The 26,422-nt window shown below is 52.4% G+C and carries 21 protein-coding genes; 6 read left to right on the top strand and 15 right to left on the bottom strand.

Annotation, left to right across the window (positions count from 1 at the left end; all coding sequences use genetic code 11):
- Positions 1–110 precede the first annotated feature (110 nt).
- Positions 111–1,562 (top strand): agmatine deiminase family protein, encoded by a 1,452-nt coding sequence (locus B5F38_RS04280; RefSeq protein WP_087408076.1) that lies wholly within the window; start codon positions 111–113, stop codon positions 1,560–1,562.
- 13 nt (positions 1,563–1,575) lie between these two features.
- Here B5F38_RS04280 and B5F38_RS04285 read toward each other — a convergent pair whose 3' ends face one another.
- The 6 genes from B5F38_RS04285 to mce form a co-directional block, all read right to left on the bottom strand.
- Complete coding sequence (locus B5F38_RS04285; protein ID WP_087408077.1) at positions 1,576–2,307, bottom strand: DUF5131 family protein; 732 nt, start codon at positions 2,305–2,307, stop codon at positions 1,576–1,578.
- Between the two features lie 213 nt (positions 2,308–2,520).
- Positions 2,521–3,678, bottom strand: coding sequence for a sodium ion-translocating decarboxylase subunit beta (locus B5F38_RS04290; protein ID WP_025278053.1), 1,158 nt, complete (start codon positions 3,676–3,678; stop codon positions 2,521–2,523).
- Positions 3,679–3,682: 4 nt separating this feature from the next.
- Positions 3,683–4,111 (bottom strand): biotin/lipoyl-containing protein, encoded by a 429-nt coding sequence (locus tag B5F38_RS04295; protein ID WP_025278054.1) that lies wholly within the window; start codon positions 4,109–4,111, stop codon positions 3,683–3,685.
- Positions 4,112–4,138: 27 nt separating this feature from the next.
- Complete coding sequence (locus B5F38_RS04300) at positions 4,139–5,053, bottom strand: OadG family transporter subunit (RefSeq protein WP_087408078.1); 915 nt, start codon at positions 5,051–5,053, stop codon at positions 4,139–4,141.
- A gap of 21 nt (positions 5,054–5,074) precedes the next feature.
- Complete coding sequence (locus B5F38_RS04305) at positions 5,075–6,628, bottom strand: acyl-CoA carboxylase subunit beta (RefSeq protein WP_087408079.1); 1,554 nt, start codon at positions 6,626–6,628, stop codon at positions 5,075–5,077.
- 5 nt (positions 6,629–6,633) lie between these two features.
- Positions 6,634–7,047 (bottom strand): methylmalonyl-CoA epimerase, encoded by a 414-nt coding sequence (mce, locus tag B5F38_RS04310; RefSeq protein WP_087408080.1) that lies wholly within the window; start codon positions 7,045–7,047, stop codon positions 6,634–6,636.
- A 365-nt stretch (positions 7,048–7,412) separates the two neighbouring features.
- On the opposite strand from mce, the gene dnaK reads away from it, so the two are divergent.
- The gene (dnaK, locus tag B5F38_RS04315) at positions 7,413–9,320 is read left to right on the top strand and encodes a molecular chaperone DnaK (protein ID WP_087408081.1); all 1,908 of its coding nucleotides are present in this window, start codon (positions 7,413–7,415) and stop codon (positions 9,318–9,320) included.
- 248 nt (positions 9,321–9,568) lie between these two features.
- Here the strand turns inward: dnaK and B5F38_RS04320 are convergent, their stop codons facing one another.
- The 4 genes from B5F38_RS04320 to B5F38_RS04335 all read right to left on the bottom strand — a co-directional run bounded on the left by B5F38_RS04320 (position 9,569) and on the right by B5F38_RS04335 (position 14,792).
- Positions 9,569–10,882, bottom strand: a complete 1,314-nt coding sequence (locus B5F38_RS04320) for a hypothetical protein (RefSeq protein ID WP_087408082.1) — start codon at positions 10,880–10,882, stop codon at positions 9,569–9,571.
- Positions 10,883–11,219: 337 nt separating this feature from the next.
- Positions 11,220–12,158: a ribose-phosphate pyrophosphokinase gene (locus tag B5F38_RS04325; RefSeq protein ID WP_087408083.1), complete on the bottom strand. Its 939-nt coding sequence runs from the start codon at positions 12,156–12,158 to the stop codon at positions 11,220–11,222.
- A gap of 53 nt (positions 12,159–12,211) precedes the next feature.
- Complete coding sequence (locus B5F38_RS04330) at positions 12,212–13,957, bottom strand: alpha-amylase family glycosyl hydrolase (RefSeq protein WP_087408084.1); 1,746 nt, start codon at positions 13,955–13,957, stop codon at positions 12,212–12,214.
- Between the two features lie 19 nt (positions 13,958–13,976).
- Complete coding sequence (locus B5F38_RS04335) at positions 13,977–14,792, bottom strand: patatin-like phospholipase family protein (RefSeq protein WP_087408085.1); 816 nt, start codon at positions 14,790–14,792, stop codon at positions 13,977–13,979.
- Positions 14,793–15,074: 282 nt separating this feature from the next.
- Here B5F38_RS04335 and B5F38_RS04340 point away from each other — a divergent pair, with 282 nt between their 5' ends.
- The 4 genes from B5F38_RS04340 to fmt all read left to right on the top strand — a co-directional run bounded on the left by B5F38_RS04340 (position 15,075) and on the right by fmt (position 19,868).
- Positions 15,075–15,638 (top strand): L-threonylcarbamoyladenylate synthase, encoded by a 564-nt coding sequence (locus tag B5F38_RS04340; protein WP_162611672.1) that lies wholly within the window; start codon positions 15,075–15,077, stop codon positions 15,636–15,638.
- On the top strand, positions 15,635–17,047 hold the full coding sequence (locus B5F38_RS04345) for a sugar transferase (RefSeq protein WP_087408087.1): 1,413 nt from the start codon (positions 15,635–15,637) through the stop codon (positions 17,045–17,047). Before B5F38_RS04340 ends, B5F38_RS04345 begins: the two co-directional genes overlap by 4 nt.
- Positions 17,048–17,129: 82 nt before the next feature.
- Entirely contained in the window at positions 17,130–18,893 is a 1,764-nt protein-coding gene (locus B5F38_RS04350; protein ID WP_087408283.1) for a chloride channel protein, read from the top strand.
- Positions 18,894–18,899: 6 nt separating this feature from the next.
- Complete coding sequence (gene fmt / locus B5F38_RS04355) at positions 18,900–19,868, top strand: methionyl-tRNA formyltransferase (RefSeq protein WP_087408088.1); 969 nt, start codon at positions 18,900–18,902, stop codon at positions 19,866–19,868.
- A gap of 15 nt (positions 19,869–19,883) precedes the next feature.
- Here the strand turns inward: fmt and B5F38_RS04360 are convergent, their stop codons facing one another.
- The 5 genes from B5F38_RS04360 to B5F38_RS04380 form a co-directional block, all read right to left on the bottom strand.
- The gene (locus tag B5F38_RS04360; protein ID WP_087408089.1) at positions 19,884–20,822 is read right to left on the bottom strand and encodes a DMT family transporter; all 939 of its coding nucleotides are present in this window, start codon (positions 20,820–20,822) and stop codon (positions 19,884–19,886) included.
- Positions 20,823–20,907: 85 nt separating this feature from the next.
- Entirely contained in the window at positions 20,908–22,266 is a 1,359-nt protein-coding gene (locus B5F38_RS04365) for an undecaprenyl-phosphate glucose phosphotransferase (RefSeq protein WP_241147800.1), read from the bottom strand.
- A gap of 151 nt (positions 22,267–22,417) precedes the next feature.
- Complete coding sequence (locus B5F38_RS04370; RefSeq protein ID WP_241147801.1) at positions 22,418–24,193, bottom strand: DUF349 domain-containing protein; 1,776 nt, start codon at positions 24,191–24,193, stop codon at positions 22,418–22,420.
- A gap of 127 nt (positions 24,194–24,320) precedes the next feature.
- A complete protein-coding gene (gene cas6, locus B5F38_RS04375; protein ID WP_087408092.1) occupies positions 24,321–25,145 on the bottom strand; it encodes a CRISPR-associated endoribonuclease Cas6 in 825 nt (274 codons plus the stop codon).
- Positions 25,146–25,150: 5 nt separating this feature from the next.
- Positions 25,151–26,419 carry a pitrilysin family protein gene (locus B5F38_RS04380; RefSeq protein WP_087408093.1) on the bottom strand — a complete coding sequence of 423 codons (1,269 nt, stop codon included), beginning with the start codon at positions 26,417–26,419 and terminating at the stop codon, positions 25,151–25,153.
- Between the last annotated feature and the right edge of the window lie 3 nt (positions 26,420–26,422).

A 26,422-nucleotide genomic window follows, 5' to 3' on the forward strand; every position in this document is an offset into this window, starting at 1 on the left:
GAGGCAGTCTTTACACCTTTTATTTGCAAAGACCAAGAAATTTGCCGAATATTGCATATCCATCTCGTATTCCTTTTTTATCTATCCACAAATAAAATACCTTGAAAGAAATGACACTCCAACAAGAATTACAGAAATTCGGTCTCTCACAAGAGAGCCGCAACGATATACTGCACGGCAGCACCGCTGCACCTAAAGAGTTTGAACAGATAGCACAAGTAGCCCTGTCGGGATACTTTCTCGTCCAGGGGACCGACCGAAAGATAATCGTTCGCCCCACCTGCGTAGAATTTTATTATCACGAAGAGTGGGACAATGGTATCAAAGACTTCATTGTTTATCATCGCAACAGCAAAACTTCATTGCCTTCCACATTCCCTTTAGGTGTACTTCACAATCATGTATCGGGTATAGATATTACTTTCGAGAGGGGAAACGATGCCCAAAATGCCGTTCGAGCATCTATGCTTATCCGGGAATATGAAATCGATGGTAAGAACGAAGAGCGCTCTACACTCCTCTACGAGGCGTTATATCAACAGGCTTCGATTTTCGACGGCATATCGGTAAAGTGGGTAGATGGTGAGAAAATGGTAGATGTAACCTCCTACCCTCGCAAAAACGTAGCCCTATACGACGAGAACGGTATCAAAATGGAGGCTTCGAAATACCCAGACAGGCCTCGCACCGCAGACAAGAAATATATACAAGACCCTCGCCGTTGGCAATTCAGACGAAAAATTGTTTCTGATGCAGACACCAATATAGTCTATATCTCATCGTGGTTGAAAGACGAGTGCCCGCATTTCTATCCTCATTTTTTAGAAGCTCTTAAAGAGAACGACATTCCCTTTAAGATTATGAAGCGTACCAACGACATATGGGCTCGCGACTATATGCCCATACAGATTTATGACAATCGTTTCGTGCAATACAGTTATAATCCCGACTACCTGCAAGAGAAGCAAGAAGACCGGGAATCGATTACCGATGTTGACGCAGTCTGTCAAGAAATAGGAATCGAATGCGTTAAAACCGACTTGATAATCGATGGCGGCAATGTGGTAAAGGCCGGGCAATACATTATTATGACCGAAAAAGTCTATAAGGAAAACCCGAACCTTACCCCCGCTGAAATACGAAACCAACTACGCAAGCTATTTCATTGCGACTTAATCATGTTGCCTTGGGACAAGAATGAAAAATATGGTCATGCCGATGGAATTGTCAAAGCCATAGACGACCACACGGTATTGCTCACCAACTATGCCGATTATAATCCCCAAATAACAGAACGATTTTCAAAGATACTTAGTCAATATCTTGATGTACAAACCCTGAACTATACCGTTAAAAGCAACGATTATAACTGGGCTTACATCAATTTCTTACGTGTAGGAGATGTTATTATCCTGCCGGGGCTCAACATACCAGAAGACCAACAAGCTCTGCAACAAATCAAGAAATATTATCCTTCGTGTAAAGTTATTCAGATCGACTCATTAGAAGTGGTAAAAAAAGATGGTGCCTTGAATTGTATAACCTGGAATATCAAAAAATAAGTTTTACAAAATACTATCCCGATTCACCCCCCTCGTAGTCGATACCGGCCCGCCGGGCCTGCGAGTGCTGGAACTCCCGGCGTATGCGGTAGAGACGGCCGTCTTTGCGAAGCCGGGCGCCTGTCTGGTGGAAATTGAAGGGGACTCCCTGCTCCATGCATTGGCGACGGATGTCGAGCACCCAGTCATAGTCGCACACGCGGGCCTCGTTGCCCGACTCGCCCCCTACCGAAACTTCTTCGATGCCGCCGTCAAGCAGGCCATGAAAATCGAGAGGGCCCAGCAACGGTGCACAGAAGAGGAGCCGATGCCGTATGGGCAGAGACTTGAAGAGGGGTAGCCGGCGGTCGAGCTGCTCTTGATTTTCGATGGTGCAGGCGATGGTCACCTGGGGGTAGCCGTCGCCCCAGTCGGCGGGCAGAGCCACTCCGAAACGGTCGATGCGCTTGGTGGGGATGATGAACGACAGGTCGCTGCGGTGGCGTATCATGGCCCAGGCTTCGGCACGCCACGGGTCGGCCTCGGCAAGAAAGAAGTCGGAGGTGAAACAGGTATAGACCTGCTCGCCCGAGGGTATGCGGTAGTCGCCGTTCCGCTTGCGCCTCAACGGCAGGTCGAAGGCCGCCGTGCGCGAGACCACACGGCTGTCTTTGTCGTACAGACTGTCCTGCCGATAGACGTAGCAGTATCTGCATCCTTCGCTTATCTTGTGGCAACCGTGCCACAAATTCCACATGACCGACATATCTGTTTCTGGTTTCGGGTAGCCAACAGGCTATTCCCCCCCGTAAAACAAAGGTAGTGCAACCGGGCGAAAATTCAAAGCGTGAATGGCCCGATTCGCCTCCCCCCCCAAATACCTTGGTTGAAACCACTGCCAACGGTGAGAAAAAACAAGGGCGGTGCGCCTCCAGCGAGGAAGCGCACCGCCCGAATGTATCATAACTCTGCAGAGAGATTACGAGAGGAAGCCGAGCAGCACACCGGCGGCAACAGCCGAACCGATGACACCGGCTACGTTGGGACCCATGGCATGCATCAACAAGTAGTTGGTCGAGTCATATTCGAGACCAAGGTTGTTGGAGATACGAGCCGACATCGGTACAGCCGAAACACCGGCGTTACCGATAAGCGGGTTGATTTTCTTGCTCTTGGGCAACACGAGATTGAAAATTTTCACAAACAATACACCCGAAGCCGAAGCAATGACGAAAGCCATGAAACCAAGAGCGAAGATACCGAGCGTGCTGGGGGTGAGGAACTCGGAAGCCTGAGTAGAGGCTCCTACCGTTACACCCAACAGAATGGTAATCGTGTCGCACAAGGGGCCGCTTGCGGTCTTGGCCAAACGCGAGGTAACACCGCTCTCACGCAACAGGTTGCCGAAGAAAAGCATACCCAACAGGGGCAAGCCCGACGGAACCAGGAAGCAGGTGAGCAGCAACCCGACGATGGGGAACATGATTTTCTCGTTTTGCGAAACGGCACGCGCCGGTTTCATACGAATTACACGCTCCTTTTTCGTGGTCATCAAACGCATGATAGGCGGCTGGATTACCGGGACAAGTGCCATATACGAGTAAGCCGAAACGGCTATGGCACCCATGAGGTTAGGAGCCAATTTCGACGAAAGGAAGATGGCCGTAGGACCGTCGGCACCACCGATGATGGCAATGGCACCGGCTTGGTCGGGGGTAAACCCGAGAGCCAAGGCGACCATATAGGCCCCGAAGATACCGAACTGGGCAGCAGCACCCACCAGCATCAGTTTGGGGTTGGCGATAAGCGACGAAAAGTCGGTCATGGCACCAATGCCCAAAAATACCAACGGGGGATACCAACCGGCACTCACTCCCTGATAGAGGATATTGAGCACCGAACCCTCTTCATAAATACCAACCTCGAGACCGGCATCGATTTTAAAAGGAATATTCCCGATAAGAATACCGAAACCGATGGGTACCAGCAACATGGGCTCGAAATTTTTCTTTATCGCCAAATAGATAAAGAACAAGCCCACCACAATCATAGCCAGGTGCGGGAGGGTACAGTTGGCAAAGCCGGTATACTCCCAGAACTGGACTAAGTTATCTCCTAAGAAATCTATAAATCCCATAGTCTTACTCAATTATGATAAGTTCGGTTCCTTCGAGTACCGAATCACCTTTATTTACTTTGATGGCCGTCACTTTACCGCTCTTGATGGCGTTGATGTTGTTTTCCATCTTCATGGCTTCCAGGATAAGCACGGCCTGGCCTGCGCTCACCGTATCGCCAACTTTCACCAAAATATCGTTCACAACACCGGGCAACGGCGATTTCACGGCGTCGGCACCCGAGTTGACAGTGGGTTTGGCGATAACGGGCTCACCCGTAGCAGTACGCGGAGCCGACGAGGGCTTGGGCGTAGAAACCTTTACAGGAGCAGCCTCTTCCATCTGTACTTTGTAAGTGGTACCGTTCACCTCGACATGGGCAATGTTTTTCTCAATTTCGCCAACAGAAACCTTATAGAGGTTACCGTTGATTTTATACTTATACTCTTTCATAAGTTTGTTTAATCGTTTTTTGGGGGATTACTTTTTAGAGGGAATTTCACGCAGCGAATAAATCTTGGAGTTCCAAGGCGAGTAGGCTTTCTTCACCTTGTTGATGGTGAGGATTGTGTCTTCTACGTCGTGGGCTTCGAGATGCTGGTACAGAGCCATGGCGATAGCGGCATATACCTCGCCTGCCTCGCGGCCGAAGCCTTTCTCCTTGGCCTCTTCTTTATCGGAAATACCATGTACTCGCATAGCATTGCGCTTCTTGATGAGAACCGAGATTTGCCCGATAAGACGGAACAACAGGTAGAGCAGCAACAAACCGGCAAATACGATAGCCATGGCCATGATTGCCATACCCACCCCGAAGGGGTCGTGCTCGGTAAACATATCGATTTTCACATTCTTGTCGAGCGTAATGTTGTTGGTACTCGGCGTTACATAGCCCGACTGCTCGTTTCCGCCCTTGATTACCCAATGGCCCACACCGTCTTCGTAGCGGGCATAGGAGTGGTCGGTGGGAATCCCTGCCGGAACCGTCACCGAGTCGATGAGGTCACGACCGTTGGAATCGTAGAGACCAATCCAGTTGTCTTTGTCGGGGTCGAGCGTAAAATTCACGTGGAATGTTCCCCTGTTAGGCTTGCCGTCGGCCCAGAAAAGCACATGTTGCCGAGGCGGCATCTCGGTGAGAACATCGCCCTTGGGAATAGGATATTTCTTGGGATTGTTCTTGTCGTTGGTCAAGTAGCAGCTGCGCACATCGACGGTACCAAAGGTGGTATTGAAAATCTCTATCCAGGCCGACTGACAGCCGTAGTCGTCCTGATAGTTGTTTTCGTTGGTCACCAGCACCTCGTTGATACGCAAGCCTTTCCTTCCCTGTGCCCATACCGACGATACCATGAAGGCAGCGAACAGGAATATCCCTAAAATTTTTTTATTCATTGTCGTTATACTTTAAAGGTATTACAAAGGAATATTACCGTGCTTTTTAGCCGGATTGGTTAATTTCTTGGTCTGCAACTGTTGCAAGGCACGAATGATGCGGAAACGCGTGTTGCGAGGCTCGATTACGTCGTCGATGTAACCATACTTGGCTGCATTGTAAGGATTGGCAAACAGTTTGGTATACTCGGCTTCTTTCTCGGCCATGAACTTGGCGGGGTCTTCGGCCTCTTTGGCTTCTTTGGCATAGAGCACCTCTACGGCACCGGCACCACCCATTACGGCGATTTCGGCAGTAGGCCAAGCGTAGTTCATGTCGCCACGCAGTTGTTTACAACTCATCACGATGTGCGAACCGCCATAGGACTTGCGCAGTGTGATGGTGACTTTGGGCACCGTAGCTTCGCCGTAGGCGTAAAGCAGTTTGGCACCGTGCAGAATCACACCGTTGTATTCTTGTCCCGTACCCGGCAAGAATCCCGGCACGTCGACGAGGCTGACGATAGGAATGTTGAAGGCGTCGCAGAAGCGAACGAAACGAGCGGCCTTGCGCGAAGCGTTGCTGTCGAGCACACCGGCCAGGTATTTGGGCTGGTTGGCTACGATACCTACCGACTGTCCGTTGAAGCGGGCGAAACCGATGATGATGTTCTTGGCGTAATCGCGTTGGATTTCGAGGAACTCGCCATTGTCGATGATGGCACCAATTACCTCATACATGTCATAAGGACGGTTGGGGCTATCGGGGATAATCTCGTTGAGCGAGTCTTCGAGACGGTCGATGGGGTCGTTGCAGGGAACGAGGGGAGCCTCTTCGAGGTTGTTTTGAGGGATATAGCTGATGAGCTTGCGAATAATAGCCAGTGCCTCTTCGCCGTTTTCGGCAGCAAAGTGAGCTACACCCGATTTAACAGAGTGAACTTCGGCACCACCGAGGGCCTCTTGTGTTACATCCTCGCCCGTTACGGTTTTCACTACCTTCGGGCCGGTGAGGAACATGTAGGAGATACCTTTGGCCATGATCGTGAAGTCGGTCAAGGCAGGCGAATATACGGCACCACCGGCGCAGGGACCGAGGATAGCCGAAATCTGGGGAATCACACCCGAAGCCATGATGTTACGCTGGAAAATCTCGGCATAACCGGCCAGGGCGTTGATACCCTCCTGGATACGGGCACCACCCGAGTCGTTCAGACCGATACAGGGCGCACCCATCTTCATGGCCATATCCATGACCTTGCAGATTTTCAAGGCCATCGTCTCGGACAAAGAACCGCCGAATACGGTAAAGTCCTGAGCGAATACATAAACAAGGCGGCCTTCGATCGTACCGTAACCGGTTACGACGCCGTCGCCCAAAAACGATTTCTTCTCTTGACCGAAGTTGGTACATCTGTGTCGCACAAACATATCCAACTCTTCGAAGCTGCCTTCGTCGAGGAGTTGCGCAATACGTTCACGAGCCGTATATTTACCCTTCTCGTGTTGTTTATCGATGGCTTTTTGTCCACCACCCAGGCGAGCCTGAGCGCGCAGCTCAATCAGCTCCTGTACTTTTTCAAGTTGATTGCTCATATTTCTTATTTATTAGGGTCTTCACAAAGTTCGGTTAATACGCTGCAGGTCGATTTGGGGTGCAGGAAAGCGATGTTCAGCCCCTCGGCACCTTTGCGGGGAGCCTTGTCGATAAGGCGCACGCCCTTGGCTTCGACTTCGGCCAACGCATTGGCCACCCCGTCTTCGATAGCGAAAGCCAGGTGATGGATACCTTCGCCGCGTTTCTCTATGAACTTGGCTATTGTGCTGTCTTCGCTTGTGGGCTCCAGCAGCTCTATTTTTGTCTGTCCTACCTTGAAGAAGGCCGTCTTCACTTTCTGGTCGGGTACCTCTTCGATGGAATAACATTTGAGACCTAAAATGTTTTCGTAATAAGGAATAGCTTCTTCGAGACTTTTCACAGCGATTCCTAAGTGTTCAATGTGAGAAATGTTCATAATAATTAGTATTTAGTTAACTTATATTTTTTAGGCTACTGTTTTCACACCTATTATAAGATGGGCAAATTTACGTCATTTCGGTTTAATAACGAAATAAATCGGCGAAAATAAGCTGCCGGGCCATCAACCTTTTAGCCCCGCAGATGTTTTCTACACAGAGCCCCGCAGCCGCCTCCGGCCGATATGACAAATCGACAGCATTACTGACACGGGCGGCCGAAGTGCTTTTGGAAAAGACTGACAAAAGCAACATTTTCGAGAGCCTCGTTTTTTGGCATGGCATTTGAATATTATGGAGTGTCGCTCGCAAGGGCGGCGGACAAATTAACTCTATTGAATAACAAATAAAAAAGAATATAACTATGGGAAAGATTATTGGTATTGACTTAGGAACAACCAACTCGTGTGTAGCCGTAATGGAAGGCACCGAGCCGGTAGTAATCGCCAACAGTGAAGGTCGTCGCACGACTCCTTCGATTGTGGCATTCGTAGACGGTGGCGAACGTAAAGTGGGCGAGCCCGCCAAACGTCAGGCCATCACCAACCCGACGAGAACGGTATTCTCGATCAAACGATTCATGGGCGAATCGTACGACCAGGTAACCAACGAAATTACTCGTGTACCTTACAAGGTAGTCCGCAGCGACAACAACATGCCGCGTGTCGACATCGACGGTCGTCTCTACTCTCCGCAAGAGATTTCGGCCATGATTCTGCAAAAGATGAAAAAAACGGCCGAAGACTATCTGGGTCAAGAGGTAACCGATGCCGTCATCACGGTACCTGCCTACTTCAACGACTCGCAACGTCAGGCTACGAAAGAGGCCGGTGAGATTGCCGGGTTGAACGTACGCCGTATCGTCAACGAACCTACGGCTGCCGCTTTGGCCTACGGTCTCGACAAGGCCAACAAAGATATGAAGATCGCCGTATTCGACCTGGGTGGTGGTACGTTCGATATCTCTATCCTGGAGTTGGGCGACGGTGTATTCGAAGTAAAATCGACCAACGGTGATACTCACCTGGGTGGTGATGACTTCGACCACGTAATCATCGACTGGCTGGCCGACGAGTTCAAGAACGACGAAGGCGTAGACCTGCGTGAAGATCCTATGGCTCTGCAACGGTTGAAAGAGGCTGCCGAAAAGGCTAAAATCGAGTTGTCGAGCTCGACTTCGACCGAGATCAACTTGCCTTACATCATGCCTGTAAACGGTGTGCCCAAACACTTGGTTAAGACGTTGACCCGTGCTAAATTCGAGCAGTTGTGCGACCGCTTGATCCAGGCTACCATCGAGCCCTGCCGCAAGGCTCTGCAAGATGCCGGCTTGAGTGCATCGGATATCGACGAGGTAATCCTCGTAGGTGGTTCGACCCGTATTCCTGCCATCCAGGCTATCGTAGAGAAATTCTTCGGCAAGACTCCTTCGAAGGGTGTTAACCCCGATGAGGTAGTGGCCATAGGTGCCGCCATACAGGGTGCCGTATTGACCGGCGATGTAAAAGATGTATTGCTGCTCGATGTAACGCCTCTGTCGCTGGGTATCGAAACGCTGGGCGGCGTGATGACCAAACTGATCGACGCCAACACGACGATTCCTACCCGCAAGTCGGAAATCTTCTCGACCGCTGTCGATAACCAGCCTTCGGTAGAAATCCACGTACTGCAAGGTGAACGTCCTATGGCCAAAGACAACAAGACCATCGGCAAGTTCCACCTCGACGGAATCCCCGCTGCCATGCGTGGTGTGCCTCAAATCGAGGTTACATTCGATATCGATGCCAACGGTATCTTGAATGTATCGGCCAAAGATAAAGGCACGGGCAAAGAGCAAAGCATTCGTATCGAGGCTTCGAGCGGCTTGACCGACGCCGAAATCAAACGGATGAAGGACGAGGCTGCCGCCAACGCCGAAAACGATGCCAAGGAAAAAGAGCGTATCGACAAACTGAACCACGCCGATGCCCTCATCTTCCAGACCGAGAAACAGCTCAAAGAGATGGGCGACAAGATTCCGGCCGACAAGAGAAGCGCCATCGAATCGGCTCTGAACAAACTGAAAGAGGCTCACAAGGCTCAGGACATCGCCGGTATCGACTCGGCTTCGAGCGAACTCGAGAGTGTACTGCAAGCCGCTGCTCAAGACCTGTACAACGCTCAGGCTCAACAACAGGCCGGTGCTCAACAGGCTCAACCGGGTGCCAACGCTCAACAGGGCGACAACAACGGCAAGGATGTGACCGACGTTGACTTCGAAGAGGTCAAATAAACGAGTAAATCTCTAATCCTCTATACCCAGCGAGGCGTATCGCAAAACGCGATGCGCCTCGCTTTTTTATATGTCTACCCGAATACGAGAACGGATGGAGTGAATAAAGAAATTACTCTCTCAGACTCCTTCTTACGATTCTTATATTATACATATTTGAAACGATTTTAGAGAAAACCTTTTTATTACTAAACAAATACAACAGTTTGACGAAGCTAACTTATATGAATGGTATAATTTTCCCATATCTATAAGTTTTTTAATTTTTCTTTCACTTCTATCACTTCACTATAACTGATATCATCCTTATTGAGAATTGCGTATAGTTTATTAGCTAAAGAAACCTTTTCTGCATTATATGGATTTAAGAATCTCTTGGGATTAACCTTTTCTTTTAACTCTTTTATTTCATCTTTATCAATGAAATTGATACCAAGTTCCGATGAAGCCAATGATAAAATGCTCATCAGCGCATCTTTATCATCAGGACTGGTATCTAATAATCTCTTGTATATCAAATTTGCTCTTTCTACTTTATTTTTATCATAATTATCGATAAACTCTTTTGGATTACACAGTCTAACAAGGCGTTGATAAATTGTTTCTGATTTCTTTTTGTGTGATTTTATTTGCCGTATTGTAAACGGAGCAATTAATAGTAAAAATAAAAGAGACACTCCAACACACCACCAAAGTAAAAGCTGATTGCGATTAGCAGAAATAGCCCATTCTTGCTCTTTTATGCCAAATACCCGTTCCTGTGTAGCTGCAATATAAACACGATAATAGCCATTGTGCATCCATCCGTTTTCATATGGCATAACACGCTGAGCCTCATCGTAGCTTTTGTTCTTAGGTATATATATAGGTTTTCCTGCTGTCCACCCATTCCTCATGCTTTCTTCAATGGAAAAGAATTCATTTTCATTACTAAATTGATAGATTTTATTCCACAGTTCGTTAACGTTTCCTTGTCTAAATTTATTTGTATAACTAGATTTAGGATTAGTTGTATAAAAGTCATAAGCTTCACTAACAGCCTGTTCAACAGTATAGAAATTACCCCATTCTGTATTTTTTAATCCAACTTTATACGGAAAAATCGTATTGGTACGAATAAATTCCTCATTGAGGCCACCACAATACACGCGTATAATATTCCATCCCTCATCATTTTGATTAGGATAATCATCTCCCCAATTTAATTCATATAATAAAGCAATATCACCATAATCTTGATTCCATTCATCGATTATCCGCTCCTCAATTTCGGGGTCAATAGCTATTGACGTCTTATTTTTCTTTGGCCGTAAAGGTTTGGTCACTTTTTTATAATGACGTACAGGATAATCACAATATTTTGCATAAAAAAGACCATCCTCATTGTCGACAAAAGCATCTCCACTTGATTGTCCTTGAAACAAGGATTGTATATTTGTCCTTAATTCATATCGTAATCTAATTTTCTTTTGGTCAATATATTTATATACACCAAAAAAAATTACTATTATAGAAATAATCCACAGACAACAGAGAAGAATAATAATGTTTTTTCTTTTCATGATATTAAAAATTAGTCAAGTTTTGAATACAAAGATAGTGATAATGTTTTTGTAAATAGTCATATATAGAATCTATTTGATAACCCTACATAGTATCTTCTCTCCCTTTCGAGGCGCATCGCTGTTGCGATACGCCTCGCTTTTTTTATGGCCATACCATTCCTATATGAGATACAGGGAAACGGGGAGAGGGAGATCGGCACAGAAACCGGAAGCTACTCCCCTGCCCTCCCCCGATTCATCGCGTGTCACCCGGCATCAATCAGCTGGGGATAAAACGGACGAAGGCCGGTGCCTGAATGGCATCGGCCTTCGTCTGTTATAACGGTGTGCTGTATTACAGCAGGTATTGCGAACTGATGGATTTGTTTTCGTACACGCGGCGAATGGTGTCTGCAAAGAGGTCGGCGATGCTGATGATGTGCACCTTGTCGCACTGCTTGGTGTAGGGGATACTGTCGGTGAAAATCAACTCGGTCATCGACGAGTTCTGTACACGCTCGGTGGCGGGGTCGCTCATCACAGCGTGCGAAGCGATGGCACGAACCGAAAGGGCACCCTTGCTTATCATCAGATCGGCAGCCTTGGTGATGGTGCCGGCGGTGTCGACCATATCGTCGACGAGGATTACATTCTTGCCCTCTACATCGCCAATCACGGTCATGCTCTCCACTACGTTGGCTTTGGCGCGTTGCTTGTGGCAAAGTACCAGAGGCACACCCAGGTATTTGGCATAGGTGCTGGCACGCTTGGAACCGCCTACGTCGGGGGTAGCTACCACCATATCCTTGAGGTTCAGCGACTGGATATAGGGAATGAATACCGACGAAGCATAGAGGTGGTCAACGGGAACATCGAAGAAACCTTGAATCTGATCGGCGTGCAGGTCCATCGTAATGAGGCGGTTGATACCGGCCACGCTCAAGATGTCGGCCAGGAGTTTGGCGGCGATGGAAACACGGGGTTTGTCCTTGCGGTCCTGACGAGCCCAACCGAAGTAGGGAACAACGGCTACGATAGATTTTGCCGAAGCCCGCTTAGCGGCATCAATCATTAACAACAATTCCATCAGGTTGTCGGAATTGGGGAAGGTCGACTGCACCAGATATACCTGGCAGCCCCGAATCGACTCCTCGAAAGAGACGGCAAACTCACCATCGGCAAAATGCTGAATGTTCATTTGGCCTAATTCGCAACCCAGACTATTACAGATTTTCTCAGCGAGATACCTTGAATTGGTTCCCGAAAATACCTTGAAGGGAGGTGTTTGACTCATGATTTTTTGAATGTAAAAACAGAGATTATTATTTTGAGACAAAGGTACAATTTCTATTTCGAAATTTTCTTGTCCTTTTTCATTTTTTCTATATTTCGTTGGGAAAAATTTTTTAATTCCATCTTCCACACCACGGCACCATAAGCGGGCAGCGCGCAGTCGAAGGGGGTGTCGGGACTGATGGTTTTGGTCCCCTTCTCGCCGCTTATCAGCTCGGTGGCTTCGTACTGGCCGGCTACGATTTTCATCGTATCGAAGGCGTGCCCGGGCAGGTTGATGGCCACCTGGGCCGGGCGGGAGTCGAAGTTGACCGCCACCAGCAGCAGCTCGCGGCCATACTTGCGCAAGAAGGTGTAGTGACGGTGCGGATTGAAGCGGGGGTTCTCGCCATTGACATACATCAGGTCGAAGAACGAGCCCTGACTCACGGCCTTTTCGTGGCGGCCAATATTGAGAATCGTCTTGTAGAGGTTGCGCAGCCGCTTCTGCTGCGGAGTGAGTTTGGCTATCGAGCAGCGACCGCCGTCGTACCATTGCCGTACGGTGGGTACACTCCAGTAGTCGAAGATGGTGGTGCGGCCGTCGTGTCCGCTGAATCCCTCGGCGTCGTCGCCACGTTCGCCCAGCTCTTGCCCGAAGTAAATCATCATGGGGCCGGTGCTCATCAGGGTAGCCACCGCCAGCGCGGGGATGGCCTTGTCGGCATCGCCGGCAAAGAAGGGCGAGGCGAAACGCTGCTCGTCGTGATTCTCGAGGAAGTTGAGCATGTGCCCCCCTATCCCGTCGACAGCCTGCCAGCAGTAGGTGAGCTGTGCGGCCGACACCTGGTGGCAGAGCACGCCCCGCAGCTTGTCGTAGAGGCCCACCTTGTCGTAGAGGTAGTCGAACTTGCCCTTCTCGAGGTAGAGCCGGTAGAGCCCCTGGTCGTAAATCTCGGCGATAAAGAGCACCTGGGGGTAGCTCTCCTTGACGCGCGAGATGGCCCAGCCCCAGAACTCGACGGGCACCATGTGGGCCATGTCGCAACGGAAGGCGTCGATGCCCTTGCCGCACCAGAAGAGGAGGATGTCGAGCATCTTGTGCCAGGTGTCGGGGATGGGGTCGAAGCAGAGGCGATGGCCGCCCATGTAGTCGACTCCGTAGTTGAGTTTCACGGTCTCGTACCAGTCGTTCTCGTTGGGGAAGGCTCCGAAACAGTCGTTGCCGGTAGCCTTGGCGGGGTATTCGAAATAGCGGTCGTCGCCCTCGCCGATGTAGAATTGCGGGGTAAAGGCCTGCCGGGGTATGTAGTAGAAGTTGTTCGAGGGCGAGAAGTGCATCTCCTTGTTGTCGTGCGCACCCAGATCCTCGACACCCTGCGGGGCGGCATCGGAGTGGTACTGACGGGCCACGTGGTTGGGCACGAAGTCGAGCACCACCTTCAGGCCGGCCTCATGGGTGCGGGCCACGAGGGCCTCGAACTCGTGCATGCGCTCGAGCGGATTCTCGGCCAGGTCGGGGTCTATGTCGTAATAGTCCTTGATGGCATAAGGCGAACCGGCTTCGCCCTTGACCACATATTTATTGTCGGGGCGGATGCCGTAGCGGGAGTAGTCGGTCTTGGTGGCATGTTCGATGACACCGGTATACCAAATGTAGTTGGCCCCCAGCTTCTTGATTTCGTTCAACACCTTGGGGGTAAAGTCGTTGAGCTTGCCCGAGCCGTTCTGTTCATAGGTACCGTTGGGCACACACGAGGCACAGCGGTTCGAAAAGAGGCGGGGAAGCACCTGGTAGATAATTATCTTCTCGTCGGTCATATTCGTATGATAATCTTTTTTATTTATTCAGTTCGTTGATACGCGAGGCCCGCTTGCCGGTAAAGAACTTGAGGGTCTGCTGATACCCCACGTTGGCAATATCGCGCAGGGCATGGATGTCGAACACGGCATAGCGCGCCGCCTCCTTCATGGCGATGAAGAGGTCGCACATCTTCATATCCTCGACCACATTGCTCTTGGACATGAAGCTGTAGGAGCGGGTGGCAATGTCGACAATCGACTGCTTGTAGCTCTTGTTGACCAGCGGGCTCACGTTGATGCCGATTACCGTGTCGCACTCGTTGCGTATGGGGAAGACGGGCAGGTTGCGCAGCACACCGCCGTCGACGTAGTGGGTGCCGTCGATGAGTACCGGCGGAAATATGATGGGGATACTGCACGAAGCGGTGACCCGCTCGGCAATCGAGCCCGAACGCCACACCACACAGGTGCCGTGGTCGAGGTCGGTGGCCGTGACCACTACCGGGATGGAAAGGTCTTCGATGCACTCGGTGCGCAGCGACTTCTGCAGAAAGTGTTTAAACCGGACTATCTTGAAGAAGCCGGCCCGGGGCAGTGTAATCTCGGCCAGGTCGTTGAACGAAAGGCCCGAGAAGAGGTCGAGAATTTCGTCGGGCGAATAGCCGTCGGCATAGAGCACGGCAATGACGGCTCCGGCACTGGTACCCGAAATGATGTCGGGACGGATACCCAACTCTTCCAACGCCTTCAACACGCCCACATGGGCAAACCCCTTGGCGCCACCGCCACTCAACGCGAGGCCCAAACGGTAGGGCCGGACCTCGACCGGAAGATTCGCTTTTGTTGCAGCCATTTTATTTCGCTCTGTTTTTCCCGCGAAGATACGACTTTTCGGGGAGCGAGCCAACAGGAGCGAGCCAACCATGGCATAATTATGCCTCCTGTTTCAAAAATATTTTGTTATCGATGCACGAATCGTTATCTTTGTTACACGAAAACCGACTTTGTCTGTATTTACAGGCTCTTTCAACGGAGTGTACCGGGCCGCAAAGAGTTGTTCGCGTGTTCGAAACCGGCACAACCAAACGTACAGTTTTTTGTCGTAACACTAAAAAAAGAGGATTAAGACATGGGAATCAGCGAAGATATCAAGCAGGCTTGCGAAGTGATGGAGCGCGGCGGCGTGATTTTGTACCCGACCGACACGATTTGGGGCATCGGTTGCGATGCGACCAATGCCGAAGCGGTGAAACGGGTGTATGAAATCAAGCAGCGGGCCGACAGCAAGGCCCTCATCGTGCTTACCGACAGCGAGCCGAAGGTGGAATATTATGTGAGCGAAGTGCCCGAGACGGCGTGGCAACTGCTCGACGTGGCGGTGAAACCGCTCACAATCATCTATCCGGGAGCCCGCAACCTGGCCCCCAACCTGCTGGCCGAGGATGGGAGCATTGCCATACGCATCACGCACGAGGCTTTCTCGAAGGAGTTGTGCCGCCGCTTCAGAAAGGCGATTGTGTCGACGTCGGCCAACATCAGCGGGCAGCCTTCGCCCCACAACTTCGCCGAGGTATCGGACGAGATTAAAGCGGCCGTCGACTACATCGTGGAGGCCCGCCGCGACGAGACGAAAGAGGCGGTGCCCTCGAGCATTATCAAACTCGAATCGGACGGTTCCATCAAGATTATACGCGAGTGATTAACGGCAGACGACAGACAAGACGCTATGTATTGGGCGACTACCTGGCCTCGAATGTGGCCTGGTTTCTGTTCAACATCGTGCGATTTCACTTCCCCGGCATCCAGGCCGGCGGGTCGCTGAAGGCGTATCTGCTCTCGTCGCGTGTGATCGAGGGGCAGATTATCTTCCCGCTGCTGATGATGGGGGTCTACTACCTGTCGGGCTACTACAACCAGCCGTTTTTCAAGTCGCGCATTCAGGAGCTGGTGCAGACCCTGGGGTCGGTGCTGGTGAATACGCTGCTTATCTTTTTCATCGCCCTCATCAACGACGTGCTGCGCCTCCGCATCGACAACTACGAACTGCTGTTGCTGCTGTACGGGCTGCAGTTTGTCTGCGTCTATGCCGTCAGAGCCACGATTACGGGTAACGCTACCGCCCTCATTCACCGGGGCAAGTGGCAGTTCAACACCTTTATTATCGGGTGCGGCAGCAAGGCGGTGAAGCAGATGCGCGAACTCGAAGAGCCGCGCCACTCGCTGGGCTACCGCATCGTGGGGTTCATCCGGGTGAACGACGAGACGGCCGACCCCGAAATTGCCGACCGTACCTACCCCATGGAAGAGTTGCCCCGCCTGTGCCGGGAGATGAAGATACAGGAGCTGATCGTGGCCCCCGAAGAGGACAATCTGGTGGAGCTGCACCGGCTCATCAACACGCTCTACCCCCTGAACCTGCCCATCAAGCTGGGCACCGACGAGTTCAACATCATCTCGTCGCGGGTAAGGCTGACCAATATCTACGGGGCACCCCTCATCGACATGAGCAACTGCGCCATCTCGGAGGGGGGGAAGAACATGAAGCGAATGTTCGACATCCTCGTTTCGGCCGTGGCTCTGGTGCTGCTCTCGCCACTGTTTGTGGTGCTGGCCATCCTCATCAAACGCGACTCGAGCGGGCCGGTATTCTACCAGCAAGAGCGCATCGGGTATCGGCACCGGCCTTTCAAGATTTATAAATTCCGCACGATGAAGTCGGATGCCGAGTCGGGCACTCCCCTGCTCTCGGAGGAGAACGACCGGCGCGTTACCCGCATCGGCCGGGTGTTGCGCAAATACCGGTTGGACGAGCTGCCCCAGTTCTGGAACGTGCTGAAGGGCGACATGTCGCTCGTGGGGCCGCGCCCCGAACGCGAATACTTCATCCGCCAGATTGTCGAGCGGGTACCCTACTACGTGCTGCTGCACCAGATACGCCCGGGCATCACTTCGTGGGGCATGGTGAAGTATGGCTACGCCCGCAACATCGACGAGATGATTGCCCGGCTGAAGTATGATATTCTTTATTTGGAAAATATGTCGCTGCTGGTCGACCTCAAAATCATTATCTACACCATACGGACAGTGGTCACCGGCAAAGGCATGTAACATGTAAAAGGAAACTTATATGATAGACGAAGAAGATATTGAAGTAGACGACACCCCGAAGGAGGGGAAACGGCACGACCTGATGTTGCGCCTGCTGTTGTGGCGCGAGAAGCACATCAACGAACACAACTTCGTGTTGTTCCTGAGTTTTGTAATCGGTATCTGCACGGCCGCCGCCGCGCTGATTCTGAAATTTCTCATCCACTTTATCCAGAACCTGCTCACCTCGCACTTCAACGCCGACAGCGCCAACTACCTCTACCTCATCTACCCGATTATCGGTATCCTGCTGGCGGGGCTCTATGTGCGCTATATCGTCAAGGACGACATCAGCCACGGTGTCACCCGCATCCTCTATGCCATCTCGCAGAAGAAAAGCCGGCTGAAACCGCACAACATGTACACCTCGGTGATTGCCAGTTCGATTACCATCGGGTTCGGCGGTTCGGTAGGAGCCGAGGCCCCTATCGTATACACCGGCGCGGCCATCGGGTCGAACATCGGGCGCCTCTTCCGCCTGGACCAGCGGCTGCTCATGCTGCTGGTAGGCTGCGGCTCGGCTGCTGCCATTGCCGGCATATTCAAGGCCCCTATTGCCGGTATCCTGTTTACCCTCGAGGTGCTGATGATCGACATGACCACCACCTCGGTGCTGCCGCTGCTCATCTCGTCGATTACGGCGGTGACGGTGTCGTACATCTTCACGGGCTACAGTGCCGAGTTCAGTTTCGTGCAGACCGAGACTTTCGAGGCGGCCCGTATCCCCTACGTGATTCTGCTGGGCGTCTTCTGCGGATTCGTCTCGCTCTACTTTACCCGCGTGATGACCCGCATGGAGGACATCTTCCGCAAGATAGGCACGCCGTGGAAAAAGTTTTTCTTCGGGTCGGCCATCCTCAGTCTCTCCATCTTCCTGCTGCCACCGCTCTACGGCGAGGGCTACGGAGCCATCACCAGCCTGCTGAACGACAACCTGAAGCAACTGGCCGAGGGTAGCTTCTTCTATACCGAAAACGACAACATGTGGGTGATGATGCTCTTCCTCGCCCTCATCATTCTGGTGAAGGTACTGGCCACCAGTGCCACCAACGGCGGAGGCGGTGTGGGTGGTACATTCGCCCCCAGCCTGTACGTGGGCTGCTTCGCGGGCTTCTTCTTTGCCTATGTGCTCAACCACACGGGCATTCTGCCCATGGAGCTGTCGGACAAGAACTTTGCCCTGATGGGTATGGCCGGGGTCATGTCGGCCGTCATGCACGCGCCTCTCATGGCCATCTTCCTTACTACCGAGCTGACCGGTGGCTACGACCTGTTCCTGCCGCTGATGATTACCTCGACCGTGGCCTATGCCACCATCCGCATATTCGAACCTCACAGCATCTACACCATGCGTCTGGCCAAGAAGGGCGAGCTGCTCACCCACCACAAGGACAAGGCGGTGCTCACCCTGCTGAAGATGGACAGCGTAATCGAAACCGACTTCATAGAGGTTCACCCCGAGATGACTCTCGGCGACATGGTCAAAGTGATTTCGCAATCGCACCGCAACATATTCCCGGTTACCGACCAGGATGGCACGCTGCTGGGTATCGTCATACTCGACGACATCCGCAACATCATGTTCCGCCCCGAACTCTACAAGCGCTTCTATGTGCGCAAGTTCATGACCATGCCACCGGCCAAAATCGAGGTGGGCAGCAGCATGGACAGCGTGATGAAGACCTTCGACCAGACCAACGCCTGGAACCTGCCGGTCGTCGAGAACGGGAAGTATGTAGGATTCGTGTCGAAATCGAAGATTTTCAACTCGTACCGCCGTGTGCTGGTACACTTCTCACAAGACTAAACGAATATGGAAAAGAAAGATTTACGCATCGTCTATATGGGCACTCCCGATTTTGCCGTGGAGAGCCTGCGCCGCCTCGTCGAAGGGGGTTACAACGTGGTAGCCGTCATCACCATGCCCGACAAACCGGCCGGGCGCGGACACAAGATTCAGTTTTCGCCGGTCAAGGAGTATGCCCTCTCCCAAGGGTTACCGGTGCTGCAGCCCGAACGGCTGAAGGACGAGGCCTTTGTCGAGCAACTGCGCAGCCTGCATGCCGACCTGCAGATTGTCGTGGCCTTCCGCATGCTGCCCGAGGTGGTGTGGAACATGCCGCCGATGGGCACCTTCAACCTGCACGCCTCGCTGCTGCCGCAATATCGGGGTGCCGCCCCGTTGAACTGGGCCATCATCAACGGCGACACCGAGACGGGCATCACCACCTTCTTCCTGAAACACGAAATCGATACGGGCGAAATCATACAACAGAGACGCATCCCTATCCTGCCCGAGGATAACGTGGGTACCATACACGACAAACTGATGGTGCTGGGTGCCGACATGGTGGTCGAAACGGTCGACGCCATCCTGGCCGGGACGGTGAAACCCATTGAGCAGGAGTCAATCCAGACCGACGAGCCACTGCGTCCCGCCCCCAAGATTTTCAAGGATACCTGCCATATCGACTGGTCGAAACCGTGTATCCAAATTCATAACCTGGTGCGGGGTCTGTCGCCCTACCCGGCCGCCTGGTGCGAATGGGTATCGTCCGACGGCAACCGGGTGAGCGTGAAGATATTCCGAACCACCCCCGTACCGGCCGCTCACCACTTCGAGCCGGGCAGCATACACACCGACGGCAAGAGCCGTATCGACGTGGCCTGCGCCGACGGTTATGTGCGCATCGAGGAGCTGCAGCTTGCCGGCAAGAAGCGTATGGCTGCCGCCGACCTGTTGCGGGGATTCCACCTCGACGACACGTTCAGATGCGAATAGAAATCTCTCCGGGATTCAACGCCTGTGCAGAGGGACGGACCGCAGGGCATGCCCGATGACGGTGGCCACCTTGTGCACCGGTATCGCCTTGGAGGCGATGATGAGCAACACCGCTACCAGAATCATAAAGATACCTATACCCAACCGCAGCGTAAAGGCTTCGCCGAAGACAGTTACCCCCACGACTACGGCCGTGAGGGGTTCGAGTGCGCCCATGATGGCCGTGGGTGTAGAGCCTATGGCGTGGACGGCCTGCGTCATGGTGACCAGCGAAATGACCGTGGGCACCAAAGCCAGCATGATGGAGAAGAACCACATGCGCGGCGTGGTGAGCGGCTGCAGCGGCGTGTGACTGCCGAGCGAGGCTTGCAAGGCGATGGCCACCATGCAGACGAGCAGGACATAGAAGGTGAGTTTGATCGACGACATGACGATGGATGAGCGGTTGACCACCACCATATAGAGGGCATAGGTGAGGGCCGAAACCAATACCAGCACCACCCCCGTGGTGTTGAGCCCCACACTGCTGCCGCCCCGATAGAGCAGCGCGATACCCGAGAGGGCCAACAGTATGGAGAAGACAGAGACTCCCGACAGATGCTCCTTGAAAAAGAGGGCCATGATTACAGCCACCATGATGGGATAGACGAAGAGAATGGTGGCGGCAATGCCGGCATCGAGGTAGTGGAAACTGGTGTAGAAGGTGAGCGACGATACGGCAAAGAGGATGCCCAGCGTAGCGAGGGTCTTCAGCTCCTTGCGCGACAGCCTGAACGACTGATGCTGCACCCACATGATGCCGGCGAGAATAATCACCGCAAACAGAAACCGATAGAAAAGTACCGAACTGGAATTCAAACCCTCGCGGTAGAGGTAGAGGGCTCCCAGCGGATTGGTGCCGTAGCTTACTGCCGAAACGATACCGAGTATCGTGCCTTTGACTTTTGTACTCATTTGCTATCCCTTTTTCGGGGTGCAAAGATACACACGACATTGGTCTCGAAGGATAGGTTTCCGGCTGTTTTTTTCGGAGGAGTTGTCAGAAGGCGTTCTTCTCGCCCTTGAAGGCATTGACTACGGTGAGGAAAATAATCTTGATGTCGAGCCAGAAATTCCAATGCTCGATATACCACACGTCGTACTCGACCCGACGCTCCATCTGCCACAGTTCGCGGGTCTCGCCCCGGTAGCCGTTCACCTGCGCCCAGCCGGTGATGCCCGGCTTGATGAGGTGTCGCAGCATGTACTTGTCGATAATCTTGGAGTAGTCGTGGGTGTGCTTGACCATGTGGGGACGTGGCCCGACAACCGACATATCGCCCAGGAATACGTTGATAAACTGGGGCAGCTCGTCGAGGCTCGTCTTTCGCAGGAACTCGCCCACCCGCGTCTTGCGGGGGTCGTGACGCGTAGCCTGCAACTCGTCGCTGGCGGCATTGACCCGCATGGTGCGGAACTTGTAGCAGTTGAACTCTTTTCCCCGGAAACCGGTGCGCTTCTGCTTGAAGAATACGGGGCCCGGCGACGAGAGCTTGACGGCTATGGCGATGGGGATGAAAATCACGGGCGAACATACCAGCACGACTGAGGAGAAGACCAGGTCGAAGGCCCGCTTCAGCATGCGGGAGTAGATGTTTTGCAACGGCTCGGGATGGAGCGAGAGTACCGGCACGTTGCCGACCAGCTGGAACTCGAGCTGCCGGTGGATGTAGCGCCCTACGTCGGGCACCATGAAGAACGAGATGTTGTGCGACTCGGCAAACTTGAGCAGACGGGTAATCTTCTCCTCCTGCCGCATGGGCAGGGCGCAGTAGATTTCGTCGACGTTGTTGGCCGTAGCAAAGGCCTCGACGGCCGAGCAGTCGCCCTGGAAGTTGGGCAACGACTTTTTCAAGGCAAGGTTGTCGTCGAAGAATCCCATAAACTTGTAGCCGTAACCGGCATCGGAACGCAACTCGTCGAGCAGCTTCGTACCCATGGCACCGGCCCCTACAATAACTACCCGCTTGAAGTTGTAGCCTTTGCGGCGGAAGTATTTGAGCAGCTTGCGCGAACCTACCCACCAGACGGCCAGCAATACCGAGAGGAGCAGGTAGAACTTCAGCAGCACCAGCGAGCTGATGTCGTCGATTTGCAGGAAGAATATCAACAACAAAAATGCCGCCAGATGGCTCAACACCGACTGCGACACTTTAATCAACACTCTGTCTACATGGAGGATACGCAACTCGTGCACCTTGCCGAAGAAGAGGAAAACAGGGAAATACGAAAGATTGAGCAGGAGCCAGATAATCTTCTCGGCAATGCCCCCTTCGAAGCCCCCACCCCACAGGCACACGGCAGCATAGGCGATGTTCAAACAAAAGAAATCTCCGATGATAATCAGCGACTTTATCATATGTCCATACCGACCTCGTGCCATTGTTTCTCTCTTGTTCCGATCTATTTTTATTCGACAAACCTGCGCTCCCCACCCGGTTTGGGTACCGCGGGGGAAATAACAGGGCAACCCGGTTTGGAAGGGTCGCCCTGCGTTGGCATCTTATTTACTACAAATTCTTATCTATAAGTTGCACCTTCTGCTCGATAAGCTGCATCTCTTCGCGGATTTTCTGCATCTTCCGCTCCATCTCCTTCAAGAGGCCGCTCGACTTCTTCGACGAGATGTTCAAGAAGCCGATGTTGTTTTCGTAGGTTTGCAGCTCGGCTTTCTTCTGGTCGTACATGCGCAACAGTTTTTCGCGCTCGCGATAGAGCTTGTCGTGGTTGCCGTCGGCCATTTGCTGAACCGAGGCCGAGAAGTTGCTCAGGCGGTTGCGAGTCTCGGTCATGTTGAGGCGGGCAAAGAGGATGTCGAGTTGAGCCTGATACTCTTTATAGATCTTGTCTTTCTCCTTGAAGGGTACATAGCCGATGGTGCTCCACTGGGCCATCAGTTCGCGCACGGTCTTTTCGGCTTCGGCCGGGTCGACCGACTCGTCGATGGCCTTGAGGCGGGCAATGATGTCGCGCTTCTTCTCGAGATTCTCCTGCTCGGTTTGACGAGTAGAAGCCAGCTGGCTGTTCTTCTGAGCAAAGAAGTAGTCGCAAGCGGTTACGAAGCGTTTCCAAATGGCGTCGGAGTGTTTCTTGGCTACGGGGCCAATGGTCTTCCACTCTTTCTGCAGAGCTACGAATACGTCGGTCGTCGCCTTCCAGTCGGTGCTGTCCTTGAGAGCCTCGGCCTTTTCGCACAAGGCTTTCTTCTTCTCGAGGTTGGCGGCCATCTTCTCTTTTACCGTCTTGAAATACTCGGCCTTGCGGGCAAAGAATTCGTCGCAGGTCTTGCGGAAGCGCTCGAACAGCAGGTTGTTCATCTTGCGCGAAGCGAATCCCAGGGTTTTCCAGCGGCTTTGCAGGTCGAGCACATGCTTGGTGGCCTCGTCCCACTGGGCAAACGAGTTGAGGGCATTCATGTCGATGGCCTCAATTTCTTCGCACAGCGCCGTCTTGGCCTCTTCGTTCTTGCGCTCAACCTCTTTGCGCGCCTCGAAGAAATTTTGATACCGCTTGTTTACCTCGGTCGAAGCATCCTTGAAGCGATTCCACAACTCCTCGCGCAGCTCCTTGGCCACGGGACCGATGCCCCGCCACTCGTCGTGAAGCAGCTGCAACTGCTTGAAGGCAGCCACCACGTCGTCGTTGGTGAGCAAGGCCTCGGCAGCCTCGCAAAGGGCTGTTTTCTGCTCGAGGTTCTTCTTGAAGTCGTAGTCGCGCAACTCCTTGTTGATTTTCAACAGGTCATAGAAGTTTTCGACACAAGTCTGGAAACTCTTCCACAAGCCCGATACCGCAGCCGAGGGGAGGTCGCAAGGTTCTTTGAAAGCCTGCTGCAACTCCTGGAAGCGGGTGTATTGCTTGTTTATGTTGTCCGAATCGGCGGTAATAGATTTCATCTCTTCCAAAATCTGCTGCTTGCGGGCCAGATTCTCCTCGCGTTGTTTCTCGAGCGAGGCGGTATATGCGGCCTTTTTCTCGCGGAATACAGCCAACAGCGATTTGAGCGTCTCTTCCTGCTCGTCGGGTGTGGGGACGAACTCCGACTCGGGGTTACCGGCAGCGACGAAAGCATTGCGAGCCTCTTCTATTTCGATTTTTTTCTGTTTATAATAGGCTTGTTTCAATTCATCGACCTCTTCCTTCACCTCTTCAACCGGGCCCTCAATCAACTTTCGCAACTCGTCGATAATCTCTTCTCTCGAAAGTTTCGGAGCCGGCTGTGCCGAATTTTGTTCCTCCTCGGCGGGAGTCATAGTTTGACCTGCATGGAGTTCTTCTGCATTCATATCAGGTTTTTCAAGCTCTGTTGTCATAGTATATTCAGTTTTATGAAAGATAAAATCTTTATTCTCTATACAAATTAAAAAAATTTTTTTGTCATTTCATACAAAAAAGTCATATAATTTTCACGAATCAATCCTCTTTTTCGGGAAGTGGCGCCTCTTTCCCGACAGGAAGGGCCTCACGACGGAGTATTTCGATGCAGCCGAAACCCAGGTTCACCTTCTCGCCGATGCCGGTCTCGTACATGATTTGATGCAACAGAGGGTCCATCGACACCCTGAATTTGTACATGTAGCCGATAACCTTCGACTCGTCGGGGGTAAATCGCATCATAAAGATGCCTTTACGCTTGGGCTCGGATAGAAGAGTCCACGAAAAATCGGTATTCCCCTCGAAGGGGTGACCGAATATTCTTTCGTACTTGGACAGAATCGAATGGTAGAAACAGTCGGCATACGAGGGATGGTCGGGCCCGATGTACTCCATGCTGCGGTTGGAACGAGCCACCATGAAGACAATGGGAGAGAGGGCCAGATACTCCGACACGGGGCCGAACTCGGGCGCAGGACAGTCGATAATCTCCTCGACCGCGAGCTCTACCCGGCTGCGGCGATCGCCCAGCACAAAGGTGGTATCTGCAAAAAGCATCTCGACAAACTCGCGTGTCCCCCGTACGGGCAGAAACGAAATCCACATCTGTACCTTCTTGACCAGAATGTGCAGCCTATCGTTCTCGACCCGGATGCGCGGAATGTAGAGGTTGGAAAACGAAAAGAGCCGGTTGCGACAATCGTCGACCGGGGCAAACCCGTTGCTGGAAAGCCAGTGCAAGTAGGCATCGAAATTTTCACGAATGCGCCGATACACGGCTGCCGACAACTCGTACTGATAGCTTACCGGCAAAATGTTGCCAAAACTTTCGGACTTAACCGCCAAGACTAATTTGAATCGCATAATAACTACTCTATATCATTTATCAAAGGTGCACCGGAGGGTATCGACTTATACCACAAAGTCGAACTGTTTTCCGGCACAAACAAATCTCTTGCAACTCGCTGTAAATCGTGTGGAGTAAGACGCTTGTAACGGTCGACTTCACAATCGATATTTTCGGCTCCGCCCAACAATTCGTAATAGGCCAGGTTGGTAGCCTTGTTCAAATAGTGCAAATTGGAAAACAGGTCGTTCGACTCGAAACGATTGACCACCTTGTCGAGCTCACGCTGGTCGACAGGCGTGTCGCAAATGCGGCGCAACTCGGCGTCGATGGCTGCCTCGCCCTGCTCGAGCGAGACGCCCGGCGAGAGTTTGCCCTTCACCAGGAAGAGCCCCGGCTCGATATCGCCGGTTACCGAGGCGTCGAGCTCGGTGAAGAGTTTTTCGTCCATGACCAACCGACGGTAGAGCCGCGACGAACGGCCCGAGGAGAGCACATCGGAAAGGGCATCGCAAGCCTGATAATCGGGGTGCCGACGGGCCACCATGTGATAGGCCTTGAAGATGGCATCGAGCGGCACATCGCGCTCGACCGTCTGACGACGGGGCTGGGTCTGCACCGGCTCCTGCGGCAGATGGCGCGGAGCAATCTGTCGGCTGGGTATGGGGGCAAACCACTTTTCGCACAACTCGACAGCACGCTCGAAAGGCAGACTGCCCGAGATGCACAGGATGGCATTGTTGGGGGCATAGTGGGCAAAGAAGAACTGCTTCACCTCGTCGAGCGTAGCCTCGGCTATGTGCGAGACCTCACGGCCGATGACAGGCCACCGATAGGGGTGCACCCGATAGGCCATGGGTCTGAGCAGCAGGTACGAGTCGCCATAGGGTTGATTCAGATTCCGCTGCTTGAACTCCTCGATGACCACCTGTTTCTGCACGGCCAGCGACTCGGGCGAAAAGGCGAGGCTGAGCATGCGGTCGGACTCCAGCCAGAAGGCGGTCTCGATATTGTGTGTGGGAGCAACCGTGTAGTAATTGGTCACATCGTTGCTGGTCCAGGCATTGTTCTCACCCCCGGCCTTTTGCAGCGGAGTATCGAAATCGGGGATATGCACCGACCCACCGAACATGAGGTGCTCGAACAGATGGGCAAATCCGGTGCGCGAGGGCGACTCGTCTTTCGACCCTACATCGTACAGCAGATTCAACGCCGTCATGCGCGTAGAGGCGTCGTAGTGGTGTATGATGCGCAAACCATTGGACAATATGTGACGACGAAACGGTATCACGCT

This window comes from Barnesiella sp. An22, assembly GCF_002159975.1.
GTDB lineage: Bacteria > Bacteroidota > Bacteroidia > Bacteroidales > Barnesiellaceae > Barnesiella > Barnesiella merdigallinarum.